This is a genomic window from Chitinophaga eiseniae (assembly GCF_012641265.1).
GTDB classification, from domain to species: Bacteria; Bacteroidota; Bacteroidia; order Chitinophagales; family Chitinophagaceae; genus Chitinophaga; species Chitinophaga eiseniae_A.
Genome location: NZ_JABAHZ010000003.1, coordinates 476,404 through 489,975, shown reverse-complemented (window position 1 = coordinate 489,975; position 13,572 = coordinate 476,404). Strand labels below are relative to the sequence as shown.

Sequence of the window (13,572 nt, the reverse complement as noted above, 5' to 3'; positions counted from 1 at the left end):
ACTAACGGATGAACAACATTGTTTTTTTCTGGGCTTTTGTAGTAGCGCTTGGCGGTTTTCTTTTCGGCTTCGATACAGCCGTTATCTCCGGAGCGGAACAACACATTCAACAGTACTGGCAGCTAACGGAAGTGCAACATGGCTTTACCGTTTCTATTGCCCTCATCGGCACTGTTTTCGGCGCCCTGGGCGGCAGCCTTCCCTCCGATAAGCTGGGACGCCGTAATACCCTCCTGCTGGTAGCACTGATTTACCTCGTATCGGCGGTGGGTACCGCCATGTCTACCAACTGGTATTTCTTTCTCATTTGCCGCTTCGTTGGTGGCCTCGGCGTAGGCGCTTCTTCTGTAACCGCCCCGGTATATATATCGGAGGTATCGCCCGCAGCCTACCGCGGACGCATGGTGGCGCTTTTCCAGTTCAATGTGGTATTTGGCATTCTCATCTCTTACCTGTCTAATTACTTCATTGGCGGCTATGGAGGCGAAAACGCATGGCGACTCATGTTAGGAATACAAGCCATACCCGCCGCCCTATTCCTGGTACTGCTACGCTGGGTGCCTGAAAGCCCCCGCTGGCTGCTACTGCATCGGAAGAACGAAGCCGCCGCTATTAACACGCTTAAAATTATCAGTCCCGATGGCTACCAGGACGATATCACTACCATCCGCCAATCACAGCAATCTGTAGCCGGTGTGCCGGCGGAACGCCTCTTCTCCGGTAAATACCGCACCCCGGTAATGCTGGCGGTATTGTTTGCTGTCTTTAACCAGGTGTCGGGCATCAATGCCATCATTTATTATGCACCCCGGATTTTTGAAATGTCCGGCATGGGTACCGGGTCTTCGCTTTTGTCTACCGTAGGACTGGGCATCGTCAACTTTGTATTCACCCTCACGGCTATACGCTTTATAGACCGGATAGGGCGCCGGCAGCTGATGCTCATAGGTACCGGGGGACTAATCGCTACACTGGGACTGGTGGCCATCTCTTTTTATATGCACACCGGCGGTATGGCTGTTATCTCCTACCTGTTGGTATATATGGCCTTCTTTGCCTTTTCACAGGGAGCGGTGATCTGGGTATTTATCTCGGAAATTTTTCCTAACCAGGTACGGGCAAAGGGACAAACCCTGGGGAGCTTCACCCACTGGATCATGGCTGCCCTCATTGCCTTTACTTTTCCTTATCTCGCCAGCCATATAGGCGGCGGACATATTTTCCTCTTCTTCTGTCTCATGATGGTATTGCAGCTGCTGTTCGTATGGCGCTGGATGCCGGAAACAAAAGGGCAAACGCTGGAGGAAATAGAAACGACCATGATGGTACATTAATTTTTTTGCTATGATAAAGTATAACATCGCCTGCCTGGGAGAAATATTGTGGGACATTTTACCGGATAAAGAGCTGCCAGGCGGCGCACCAATGAACGTAGCGTACCATCTGCAGCAGCTATCGCAGCAGGTAGCTATGGTATCCCGCACGGGAACAGATGAGCATGGCCGGCGGCTCCTGCAGCTCATGGAAAAAATGGGACTGTCGGCTACTTATGTGCAAACGGACCTGGAATATGCCACCGGTAAAGTAAACGCCTGGATGGACGCCCACAACGATATGCAATACGACATCCTATACCCGGTAGCCTGGGATTTTATTTCCTGGAATCCCGAACTGGCGGAGTTATTAGAGAGCGACGCCTTACAATATATCGTGTTCGGTAGCCTCATGGCCCGCCACGATGTATCGAAAGCTACGCTGCTGAAGGCTTTGGAATCGCCTACTAAAAAGGTACTGGATATCAACCTCCGGGCGCCTTACTACTCCCGTAGCAACCTGGAATGGCTGATGCAGGTCTGCGATCTGTTGAAACTCAATGTAGCCGAGCTGGAATTAATCAGCTCCTGGTACGGACACTATACTACACAGGAAGAACGTATCCAGGCGTTATCGACCCGCTTCGATATCCCGGTGATGGTTGTTACGTTGGGAAGTAAAGGCTGCATGGGATATATCAACGGGCAGTTCCATTACCAGGAAGGGCAACCCATTACCGTAGCCGATACCATCGGCAGCGGAGATGCTTTCCTGGCGGGATTCCTCGTATGCCAGCTCCAGCGCCAAAGCCCTGCTTACAGCCTGGCTTTTGCCAACGCCCTCGGCGCCCTGGTGGCTTCCCGCCCCGGTGGTTGCCCTGCCTATGATCCATCGGAAATTATCACGTTAATGAACGCGCCACAATACAGTTAATCATCTGTAACACAAATCCACAAATTCCGTTATGAAAAAATTATTTTACCTGCTACCCATGCTGCTGTTTGGCCTGTGTACACTGGCACAGCAAAAAAGCATTACCGGCACTGTTATCAGTAAACAAAGCCACACGCCCCTGCCCGGCGTTACGGTGCAATCAGGCAATCAACACGCCATTACAAACGGCAGCGGACAATTTGCCTTGTCGGTCGCTCCCGGCGATGTACTCAACTTCTCCTATATCGGTATGAAACCCCTGTCGCAGAAAGCCACCACGGGGAATATGCAGGTAGAGATGGAAGACAATGCCACCGATCTGAATCAGATCGTGGTAACGGGCTACCAGACACAAAAGAAGGCCGACCTTACCGGCGCCGTATCAGTAGTAAATGTCAGTGAAATAAAAGACATCCCGTCGGGTAACCCGGTTAAATCGCTGCAGGGCCGCGTACCCGGTGTATTCATTACTACCAGCGGAGATCCCAATGCCAGCGCTACTGTCAGGATACGCGGTATCGGTACCCTGGGCAATAATGATCCCCTGTACGTAATTGATGGTATTCCCACCAAAAGAGGTTTGCAGGAGCTCAACCAGAACGATATCGAATCCATACAAGTGCTGAAAGACGCCTCGGCCGCCACTATCTACGGTTCCAGGGCAGCAAACGGGGTGATCATTGTTACCACAAAGAGAGCAAAGAAAGGATATAGCCGCATCTCCGCCGACATTTCCGCCTCCCTCCAGGACTATACCACCAAGCTGAAAACACTGAATACCCAAGGCCGTGGCCGTGCCTACTGGCAGGCGGCGGTCAACGATCATACCGATCCTGACAACAATCAGATTTATCAATACGACTGGAACGGCGATTACAACAACCCGGTACTCAACAAGGTATTGCTGCCCGAATATATCGATGCCGCCAAAACCATGAAGCCGGCGGATACTTACTGGTACGACCAGATCGCGCAAACCTCCCTGCTGCAAACTTACAACGTGGCCATTGCCAATGGCAGCGAAAAAGGGAACTCCTATTTTTCGGTTGGCATGTATAACAACAAAGGCATTGTAAAAGCCACCAACCAGCAAAAGCTCAACGCCCGCTTTAACACCGATTATTCTTTCTTCAAAGGACGTTTGAAAATCGGTGAAAACCTGTCGGCTACCTACACCCGGGATGTATTAATCCCTTCCGGCGATGTGCTCTTTGCTGCGCTTGTACAACAACCCGTTGTACCGGTACATACCGTGTCTGGAGGCTGGGGCGGCCCTGCACCCGGAATGACCGATCGCCAGAATCCAGTACGGCTGATTGAAGACAACCGCCAGAATAAAAGCAATTTTGTGCGCATCTTCGGTAATGCCTACGCCGACCTGGAAATTATTCCTAACCTGCATTTTAAAAGCAGTTATGGAATCGACTACAACGGCACCTACCAGCGGGTACTGCGTAAATCCTATACCTCCGGATTTTTGTCAGATAATTCCAACTTCTCCCAAACCTCACAGGATTATAATGGAAACTGGGTATGGCAAAATACGCTGACATACAACCTGGCCATGCAGCGGCACCGGTTCGATTTCCTGCTGGGTGCAGAACAGATCAAATACATGGCGCAGAATTTCTATGCCAGCAGGCAGGGCTACGCACTGGAAAATATCGACTATGCTTACCTGAATGCAGGTTCCTCCAATAAAGACAATGGAGGTATCGGTAGCGGCTATACGTTGTTATCTTACTTCGGTAAGGCCAACTATGCCTACGATAATAAATACCTGGCTTCTGTAACCCTGCGCCGCGATGGTTCTTCCCGCTTCGGGAAAGACAACCGCTTCGGTATGTTCCCCGCCGTATCGCTGGGATGGCGCGTAAGCCAGGAAAATTTCCTGAAAGACAATGTTCCTTTTTTATCTGACCTGAAACTGCGTTTCGGCTGGGGTAAAACCGGTAACCAGGAAATTGCCAACAACGCTACTTACACCCTGTACTCCGCCATCTATGGCATTGATCCTACCTGGGATTTCGATTCCGGTAGCGCGTATGACCTCAATGGCGCAGGCTCGGGGCAGCTGCCTTCCGGGTATACGCTCATTCAGCAAGGCAATCCCTCCTTGAAATGGGAAAGCACCACGGAGTCGAATGGTGGAATTGATTTCGGCTTATTCAATAACCGGTTGACCGGTTCTGTTGATTATTTCGTGAAAAATACTTCCGATATCCTTATCAGTCCTGCGTACCTGGCGGTAATAGGAGAGGGTGGCACTAAGTTCGTAAACGGCGCCTCTATGCAGAACAAAGGCCTGGAAGTATTGCTTTCTTACAACGGCAATATAGCCCCTGGCTTATCGCTCACTGTAACGGGCAACGTAGCCACCTATCGCAACAAGGTAACCAAACTGCCTGCTGAAGTACTCACTTCTTATCCCGGCAACGGTCAGGATAAAACCATCCTGGGACGCTCTATCAACTCTACCTTCGGTTATGTAGCCGATGGACTGTTTCGCTCCCAGAAAGAAGTCGACGACTATGCCAATCAAATCGGGAAGGGCCTGGGCCGTATCCGTTATAAAGATCTCAACAACGATGGCGTCATTGATGACAAAGACCGCGACTATATCGGTAAAGGAGATCCTGAATTTACCTATGGTTTAAATGTATCGCTGGAATACAAACATTTTGACCTGAGCTTCTTCCTGCAAGGTATTCAGGGCTTACAGGTATATAATACCTATAAAACATATACCGACTTCTCCTCGCTATGGCCTGGTACTAACTGGGGACAACGCACGCTGAGCGCCTGGACGCCGCAGCATCCGGATGCCACTATCCCGGCGCTCACGCTGGTAGACCGCAACAACGAAAACAGGACCTCTACCTATTTCCTGGAGCCTGGATCTTACCTGAAATTGAGGAACCTGCAATTAGGCTACAGCTTCCAGCACTTATTCAGCAAGCGTTTGCAAACAGCGCGGGTATATATCCAGGGTAGCAACCTGCTCACATTCAAGAGCCGGAAGTTCACCGCTACAGATCCTGAAAATCCAAACAACGCGTATCCTATCCCGGTGATAGGTACCATCGGTCTGAACCTGTCATTCTAACATGCTAACACCGCTATCATGAAGTACACAAGATATATTCTTTTATTGAGCTGCCTGCTGCTCGGCGCATGCAGCAAATTCCTGGACCAGGCGCCGCAGGGCGTTATCTCTGGCGATGACCTGGACACACCGCAAAACCTGGAGAAAATGGTGGTCGCGGCCTATGCATCTTTAGGAAACGATCACTACACCGCTCCTTATTCCAACATGTGGCCTTATGGTAATATTCGTAGTGGCGATGCCTACAAAGGTGGCGACGGCGCCGGCGATATCAGCGACTTCCATTTCTATGAAACGTTTTCGCTCAACCGGGTCGATAATGGCTCGTCCGACCTGCTATGGTTTCGTTTATACGTGGGTATTGGCCGCGTAAACGATGCACTGGCACGTTTGGATAAAGCTACAGAAAGCACTTTCCCGCAGAAGACAGTACGCCAGGCAGAAATGAGATTCCTGAGAGGGCATTACTATTTTTTGTTGAAAGAATTGTTTAAATACGTGCCTTATATCGATGAGTATGTGCCAAAGGCAAGCTACGACACTATTTCCAACAGGACTTATACCAGTGATCAGCTTTGGACAAAGATCGCAGACGACTTTACTTTTGCCGCTGCCCATCTCCCCGATATACAACCGGAAGCAGGAAGGACCAATAAATTTGCAGCCAAAGCTTACCTGGCTAAAACCTTGTTGTACCAGGCTTATAAGCAAGACGACAATAACAACGTAGCCAGCATTGACGCTACTATGCTGCAACAGGTAAACAGCCTCTGTGATGAAGTGATCAACGCAGGTAAATACCAGTTATCGACCGACTACGCCAATAACTTTCTCTCTAAAACAGAAAACGGTCCCGAATCGGTATTTGCCATCCAGTATTCAAAAGATGATGGTACGCCCAAAGGTCGCCTGGACTATGGGCATGCGCTCAATTATCCCATGAACCAGGACTATGGCTGCTGCGGCTTTCATTCGCCCAGCTACAACCTGGTCAATGCCTTCAAGACCGACAACAACGGGTTGCCCCTGTTCGATACTTACAACAATGTGAATGTGAGTAAGGAAAGTGATTTTCTTACCAACACCTTTGATCCGCGTTTAGATCATACCGTGGCCATTCCCGGGCATCCATATAAATACGATCCGGCGTTTATTTATCAGCGTTCCTGGGCACGTGCACCAGAAGTATACGGCAGTTATCTCAGCCTGAAAGAAGTGGTATTACCTACCGATCCGTCCTTCCAGAAAGTGCCGCCATTTATGTCGAGTTCCAAAAACTGGACAATCATCCGCTTTGCCGATGTGTTATTGTTTAAAGCGGAAGCATTGATAGAGCTGGGACGCCCGGCAGAAGCCCTGCCGCTGATAAACCGCATCCGGGAAAGAGCCGGGGCCAGTACAGCCCTGTTAAAACAGGCCAATGGCAGCTTTACCTCTAATTATAAAATAGGCATCTACCAGCCTGGCGTAAACTGTACCTGGACGCAGGACTTTGCCCGCAAGGCCCTGCGCTGGGAACGCCGGCTGGAATTTGCCATGGAAGGCAGCCGGTTTTTTGACCTCGTACGCTGGGGTATTGCAGCCGATTATCTCAATGCTTATTTTGCTGTTGAAAAAACACGCAGCGCGCATTTAAATGATGCGGCTTTTAAAAAGGGGAGAGATGAATACCTGCCGGTACCCTTAAATCAGATCAATTACAGCAAAGGGCTGTATAAACAAAATACCGGCTGGTAATAAGTAAAACCGATTTCATTAATATATTCATCTTGTTATGAAAAGAAAACTATTTTCACTACTGTTGGCAGCACTGTTGCCCGGGCTACTCCAGGCGCAGGAAAGTACGGTACCCACGCCGCAATGGCGCCCCGTATATCATTTTACACCCGCTAAAAACTGGACCAACGATCCCAATGGATTGATTTACCTGGATGGCGTTTATCACTTGTATTATCAACATAATCCCTTCGAAAATAAATGGGGACATATGAGCTGGGGGCATGCTACCAGCACCGACCTGGTAAACTGGAAACACCTGCCAGTAGCCATTCCGGAGTTAGAAACCAGGGATACTACTACCTGGATATTTTCGGGGTCGGCAGTGCTGGATCAACACAACAGCAGCGGCTTTGGAAAGAATGGCAAAGCGCCCATTGTAGCCATTTATACCGCCGATCAGCCTAAACAGCAAAAGGAATCCCAGTTTATCGCATACAGCAATGATGGAGGGCTTACTTATACGAACTACGCCAATAACCCGGTGGTAGATATCCACAAGAAGGACTTCCGTGACCCCAGCGTGATCTGGCTGGAAGACCAGCATAAATGGCTGATGACGGTGGCCGTACCCGCTGAGCATAAAGTGCAATTTTACGGTTCAGTAAACCTGAAGGATTGGGAGCTGCTGAGTGAATTCGGGCCACAGGGTGATGCCCGAAAGATCTGGGAATGTCCCTCACTCACACCCCTATACGTAGATGGTAATCCGGCCAAAAAGAAATGGTTGCTGATGGTTTCCTCTGGCAACCAGGATGCCGCTACGGGTATGCAATACTTTATCGGCGACTTCGATGGTAAAACCTTTACCAATGGTCATACTCCCGAAACGCAGCTCTTTGTAGACTATGGCAAAACATTTTACGCCGCTATTCCCTACAATCATCTGCCTGCTAACCGCCAGATGATGATCGGATGGCTGATGCCTTTCGAAACGGCCACCTGGCCCTGGCGTGGACAAATGTCTATTCCCCGCGACCTGCAACTGAAAACTACGTCTGCGGGTATACGTTTATTTCAACAACCGGCGGCAGTATTGAACGGTTACCTCGATAAATTGCCAGCTGCTAAAAAATGGCAGCAGCGCAATGTTTCATTGAATAGTAAAGTATTGTCTATCAGCAATGGCCGGCAGTTCAATACTAATGCTAACTGGATAGATGCCACATTTACCCTGGGCACAGCCAGCGATTTTGGCGTAAAAGTAGCGCAGCATAGTAGTGGCAGCGGGGTAGTAGTAGGCTACAACGTACAACGTCAGGAATTGTATATCAACGACGGTAAAGATACCCAGCATATGCCGGTGCAGCCGGTCAATGGAAAAATCCGCCTGCAGGTATTGCTGGATAAATCTTCGCTGGAAGTATTTGTAAATGATGGCGAAAAGGTAATGACTACCCTGATATTTCCGGCTAAAGATGCTACTGGATGTGCGGCATTTGCAGAAAATGGTGGGGTACAGTTGAATACCCTGAAGGTATGGAATATGGATAAATAGAACGAGAAGAAGATCAAAACGGGGCGTTGCTTACACGGGCGGCGCCCCGTATTTTTTTGTAATAATTCGCCACCGGATAAATTTGCTGCATGCGCCATAGCTTAATTCCCCGAAATTTCTATGGAGCGTATCGTTATTCATCATATCTTGGTGTAGGTTAATCCGGTGCTGTTTCCATAAAGGTTCAAAAAGATGAAGGAACGAATGTATAAGTTCGGAAATATAGCGATAGCCATTGTTTGGATGGTAAACGGGCTGTTTTGCAAATTGTTGAACGGAGTACCCCGCCACGAGCTGATAGTATCACGGATCCTGGGCCTAACGTATGCCTCGCCTCTCACCCGTATTATTGGCTTCCTGGAAGTGTTGATGGCGGTGTGGGTATTATCGGGCATCAAGCCACGATGGTGTACCTTATCGCAAATAGTGTTGGTGGGTGTCATGAATATTCTTGAATTTTTTATGGCGAGAGATCTCTTGCTTTTTGGCTCGCTGAACATCGTCATCGCAGCAATATTTATTATCTTACTGTATATACACGGCTATAGGCTGTCTGTAGAAAAATGAGCTGGTTATGTGGTCCCAACTAAAGAATCATCCCTTTGCGGTACAGGCATTTTTTGAAAATTCACTGGTGCTCACCTATGCACTTCCTGCCGAAGCACTGCAGCCGCTTGTTCCCGCCCCGCTTCAATTGGAGTTGTTCCAGGATAAATGGGCTTTTGTGGCATTGGCAGTGGTAAAAACAACGGGGCTACGGCCGAAAGGATTTCCGGCTTTTATGGGCAATGATTTTATTTTAGCTGGCTACCGGGTTTTTGTAAAATATACTAACAGCCAGGGGAAAAGGCTAAGAGGATTGTTTATCCTTAAATCAGAAACAAATAAGAAAAAAATGCAGTACCTGGGGAATTTGTTTACACACTACCAATACACCACTACCGATATGAAGGTGGTAACTGCCGATAATTTGCTGGAGGTAACATCAGTACAATCAGGCATACAAATATCGGTGGATACTGCGCAACCCGATACTGCGCTGCCAGCCACTTCGCCGTTTGGCAGCTGGAAAGAAGCACGGCGATTTGCAGGCCCGCTACCGTTTACATTTACCTGTGAACCAGGATCTGATAGGGTATTGATCATTGAAGGGGTAAGAGAACATTGGACGCCACAGCCAGTGAAAGTTAATCACGCAGCAATCGGTTTCCTGCGTCAGCCAGCTTTTCGGGAGGCGCGGCTGGCCAATGCTTTTCTCATCCGGCAAATTCCCTACTATTGGAAGAAAGGAAAAACAGAGGTATGGAAAAGATAGAAAGGAAACCATTTCAAGGAGTTTTAAACATCATCCGTTTCAACTGGCACTTTTACGTCATAGCGGCATTGCTGTTGGGATTGTTAGGTTATTTCAGTGAATACCTGCTCCTGCAGATAGCTTGCTGGCTACTCGCAGGAAGTGTGTTGTTGTCGCTCGCTGCTTCCTGGTATATCTACGACAGATCGGCGTTGTATAGCCTGCATTGGTTAGATGACCTGATTACATCGCCAGGAAAACAACTGATGAATATACATGCAGGATTTGATGAAACCAGCTACCTGCTGTCACAAAAGTACCCGGGAAGTAAACTAACGGTATTCGATTTTTATGACCCGGTAAAACACACCGAAGTCTCTATTGAACGGGCACGCAGGGTATACGCAGCTTATCCCGGTACCCAAACCATTACCACGGCTAACATGCCTGTGGCTACGGCATCGGCCGATATGATCCTGGTCTTTATGGCAGCCCATGAGATCCGTGACGAGGTTGAAAGGCATATTTTTTTCCGGGAGTTGCGCCGTAGTTTACAAGACCAGGGAAGGATTATAGTGGTAGAGCATCTCAGGGATATCCGCAATTTCATGGTGTATAACCTGGGATTCCTGCACTTTTTTTCCAGGTCAACCTGGCAACGCACTTTTCTCACTGCCGGTTTGGACATGGTCAGTGAAGTTAAAATAACTCCTTTTTTATCAGCCTTTTTATTAGAGAAAAATGGAATGGCATCTTAAAGCAACCGGTTACATACTTGTGCTGCTGGCACTGTTACACGCTTTTTTTCCAAAGTATTTTAACTGGAGAAAAGAATTTGCGCCGTTGACGCTTTTAAGCCGGCAAATCATGTATGTGCATACTTTCTTTATTGCCTTGGTGGTACTCCTGATGGGAATAGGATGCATTTACGCAGCAGAAGACATTTTACATACCCGCCTGGGACACTTGTTGTCATTGGGTTTGTTCATTTTCTGGATTTGTCGTTTGTTCTTCCAGTTTTTTGTATATGCTCCCTCGTTATGGAAAGGCAAGCGTTTTGAAACCACTATGCATATTATATTTTCTTGCCTCTGGAGTTATTTTAGTGTAGTCTTTTTTATGATTTTTAAGGCCGATATCAATATTTAATCACCCGGAAGGTAAGGTTAATCCGCTCTTTTACCGGTTTACTGGTTTTAGGTACCTGGTGTTGCCAATGATGTTGCAATGCGCCCTGCATGATGAGTAAACTGCCATGGGTTAAAAGGATCTCTATTTTTTCTTTTGTTTGCATATGCCGCAATTGAAATTTCCTGGTAGCACCAAAATTCACGGAAGCAATCACAGGATGCTCCCCCAGTTCCGGTTCTGCGTCGGTATGCCAGGCAATCGAGTCATTTCCATCGCGGTATAAATTCAATAACACACTGTTGAATACAACTCCAGCCAGTGGGCTGATGCGTTTATTGATATCAATTAAGGCCGCTGTCCATGGATGCGGATGGTGCGTAACGCCGGAAAAAGTATACGTGGTTCCCTTTTCGCCGTACCAGGCACTTAGCCGGGGAAAATTCACCTGTTTGCCATAGAGCTGCATCGACTCCTGCTTCCACTGGATCTGTTCTTTCAACGAAGTAAAGAGAGCCTCACTTTCCGCTTTGGTGAAAAAGTCAGGCTGGAAATAGTAGGCGCCATCGCGAATGGTATGTAGTCCCGGTGATGCAGGGTGATGGGTGGCATCTTCAAATAAATCTAATTGGCTCATGGTTAAAGGTAGGGAAATCGTGGGAGGTGTAAATAAGAATAAAAAAGGGAGATGTCATCACATCTCCCTCCCAATATACATTTATTCGCTATCGTTAATTTGCTTCCGTATAACTTTTAAAGTTGTTTAGGATCGCCTGCCAGCCGTTTTTCTGCATTTCAATGGGGTGCTCTGTTTCAGGATCAAATGTTACATCTACCTCGGTTTGGTCGCCGTTCTTTTTGAACGATACGGATGCCTGTCGGCCGTTAGGCATTGTATAAGTAAATTTTTCGCCGTCAACCACTTCATCATATATGGCTTCAAAGTCGAAACCAAAACTTCCGTCCTTGGCTTCCATCCGGGCGGCGTATTTTCCGCCTACGCGCAGATCGTTGGAGGCGGAGGGGCAATGCCAGGAGGGATCAGCGAAGTTCCACTTTGTAATGTGCTCGGGGCGATTGTAATAGTCCCATACTTTTTTCTGGTCCGCATGTATAGTGGCGGTTACAGTAACTTTGTTGCTCATTTTTTATGACTTTAAAGTGAGTAATAATTCATCGAGTTTGTTCAGGGTAGCGGTCATTCCTTGTTCCATGCCCATTTGGATGACCTGTTCCAGGTCTGCCAGCGATTTATAGGTAACGATAGTTTCTACCAGGGCATTTTCTCCTTTATCGGTAAAAGTAACTAACCATTCTGCGCGGGGAAGGGCTTCGTTGATTTCAGCTGCTTCATTACTAAAAGCATCCAGGGCGGTGTAGAAGTCAATGGCTTCGATCTTGAGGTAGGCGGTATAGCCCCAGTACTCAGTGCCGTTGGGTTCTACCATGGCATAGTGCCAGTGACCCCCTTCGCGGAAGTCCATCGATTTTGTTTTGGTGGTTAATGGAGCGGGTGCAAACCAGCGGTCCAGCAATTCACTTTTGGTATAACAATTCCATACCAGTTGCCTGTCGGCCAGGAACTCACGCCGGATGGTCAGCGTATTATTTTTTTTATCTGCGATGAAGTCGAATTGCAAATTAGGTTTCATTATTTTTTCTTTTTAATAGTGGCTAAAAGTTGATCGAGTTGGTCAAAGCGGCTTTCCCATATTTTCCTGAATTGTTCCAGCCATTTATCTATTTCTTTCATTTTATCAATTTCAAGTTGATAAAATATCTCCCGGCCCTGGTGTTCCTGTTTCACCAGCTCACACTCTGTTAATATCTTCAGGTGCTTGGAAATAGCTTGCCGGGTGGTGTCGAAATGCTCAGCAATGGCATTGGGGGTCATAGCCTGTATGGCAATTAAAGCGATAATCGCTCTTCTCGTTGGATCGGCAATGGCCTGGAAAATATCTCTTCTCATACAGGTATCATTTCGTTTTTAGTAGATCAGGATAAGTGCTCCGCTATCCTGCCACCGGTTATTGCCTGATCATGGGCAGGTACTTTTCCCTGTTGTCGATCATTACCCAGGCAATGATGGCGATGAGCACCAATACAATAGGCAACCCTGATGGGGCCATACTGATATTGGCCAGCAAAATACCTATTAAAACCGGTAGAATAACAATCGCTCCCAGCGCCCTGGTTCTGGGGATCATTAACAGCAGGCCACCAAGCACTTCTGTGGCGCCTACCAATGGCATGAGCCAGCCTATTTCCATAAATGCCATCCCGGCTTTTACCATTTTCTCCGGCATGTCTTTAGGGATCGGCATATAGTGAAAGAATTTGTCTAACCCTGCATTCATGAACATCAGGCCTGTCAGCAGGCATAACACAAAAAGGATTTTGTTTTTCATAATGATGTAATTATAGTAGTGAAACCAATTGGTTGCAAATATATATGCAACTGATCAGTTTCGCAAATTTATTTGAGAGAAATTTCGGGAAGTGAATGCTTGTAATAATATAAAG

Annotated in this window: 14 protein-coding genes; 9 read left to right on the top strand and 5 right to left on the bottom strand. The window is 47.7% G+C overall.

Annotation, left to right across the window (positions count from 1 at the left end; all coding sequences use genetic code 11):
* Positions 1-8 precede the first annotated feature (8 nt).
* The 9 genes from HGH91_RS15875 (at position 9) to HGH91_RS15835 (ending at position 11,070) form a co-directional block, all read left to right on the top strand.
* Positions 9-1,334, top strand: a complete 1,326-nt coding sequence (locus HGH91_RS15875; RefSeq protein ID WP_168739722.1) for a sugar porter family MFS transporter — start codon at positions 9-11, stop codon at positions 1,332-1,334.
* 10 nt (positions 1,335-1,344) lie between these two features.
* A complete protein-coding gene (locus HGH91_RS15870; RefSeq protein ID WP_168739720.1) occupies positions 1,345-2,247 on the top strand; it encodes a carbohydrate kinase family protein in 903 nt (300 codons plus the stop codon).
* 31 nt (positions 2,248-2,278) lie between these two features.
* Positions 2,279-5,353: a SusC/RagA family TonB-linked outer membrane protein gene (locus tag HGH91_RS15865; RefSeq protein ID WP_168739718.1), complete on the top strand. Its 3,075-nt coding sequence runs from the start codon at positions 2,279-2,281 to the stop codon at positions 5,351-5,353.
* 18 nt (positions 5,354-5,371) lie between these two features.
* A complete protein-coding gene (locus HGH91_RS15860) occupies positions 5,372-7,090 on the top strand; it encodes a RagB/SusD family nutrient uptake outer membrane protein (protein ID WP_168739717.1) in 1,719 nt (572 codons plus the stop codon).
* A gap of 37 nt (positions 7,091-7,127) precedes the next feature.
* Positions 7,128-8,627, top strand: a complete 1,500-nt coding sequence (locus tag HGH91_RS15855; RefSeq protein WP_168739715.1) for a glycoside hydrolase family 32 protein — start codon at positions 7,128-7,130, stop codon at positions 8,625-8,627.
* A gap of 192 nt (positions 8,628-8,819) precedes the next feature.
* A complete protein-coding gene (locus HGH91_RS15850) occupies positions 8,820-9,194 on the top strand; it encodes a DoxX-like family protein (RefSeq protein WP_168739713.1) in 375 nt (124 codons plus the stop codon).
* A 7-nt stretch (positions 9,195-9,201) separates the two neighbouring features.
* Positions 9,202-9,942 (top strand): DUF2071 domain-containing protein, encoded by a 741-nt coding sequence (locus tag HGH91_RS15845; protein ID WP_168739711.1) that lies wholly within the window; start codon positions 9,202-9,204, stop codon positions 9,940-9,942.
* A complete protein-coding gene (locus HGH91_RS15840; RefSeq protein WP_168739709.1) occupies positions 9,930-10,679 on the top strand; it encodes a class I SAM-dependent methyltransferase in 750 nt (249 codons plus the stop codon). Before HGH91_RS15845 ends, HGH91_RS15840 begins: the two co-directional genes overlap by 13 nt.
* A complete protein-coding gene (locus tag HGH91_RS15835; RefSeq protein WP_168739707.1) occupies positions 10,663-11,070 on the top strand; it encodes a hypothetical protein in 408 nt (135 codons plus the stop codon). The genes HGH91_RS15840 and HGH91_RS15835 overlap by 17 nt, the downstream gene beginning before the upstream one ends.
* Here HGH91_RS15835 and HGH91_RS15830 read toward each other — a convergent pair.
* From HGH91_RS15830 to HGH91_RS15810, 5 genes are all read right to left on the bottom strand, one after another.
* Positions 11,060-11,686, bottom strand: a complete 627-nt coding sequence (locus HGH91_RS15830; RefSeq protein ID WP_168739705.1) for an alpha-ketoglutarate-dependent dioxygenase AlkB family protein — start codon at positions 11,684-11,686, stop codon at positions 11,060-11,062. The two genes, HGH91_RS15835 and HGH91_RS15830, sit on opposite strands and share 11 nt — an antisense overlap.
* Before the next feature lie 94 nt (positions 11,687-11,780).
* Positions 11,781-12,194, bottom strand: coding sequence for an SRPBCC family protein (locus HGH91_RS15825; protein ID WP_168739704.1), 414 nt, complete (start codon positions 12,192-12,194; stop codon positions 11,781-11,783).
* Positions 12,195-12,197: 3 nt separating this feature from the next.
* Entirely contained in the window at positions 12,198-12,701 is a 504-nt protein-coding gene (locus HGH91_RS15820; protein ID WP_168739702.1) for an SRPBCC family protein, read from the bottom strand.
* Entirely contained in the window at positions 12,701-13,018 is a 318-nt protein-coding gene (locus tag HGH91_RS15815) for an ArsR/SmtB family transcription factor (RefSeq protein WP_145671618.1), read from the bottom strand. The genes HGH91_RS15820 and HGH91_RS15815 overlap by 1 nt, the downstream gene beginning before the upstream one ends.
* A gap of 58 nt (positions 13,019-13,076) precedes the next feature.
* On the bottom strand, positions 13,077-13,457 hold the full coding sequence (locus HGH91_RS15810) for a DoxX family membrane protein (protein ID WP_168739700.1): 381 nt from the start codon (positions 13,455-13,457) through the stop codon (positions 13,077-13,079).
* Positions 13,458-13,572 lie beyond the last annotated feature (115 nt).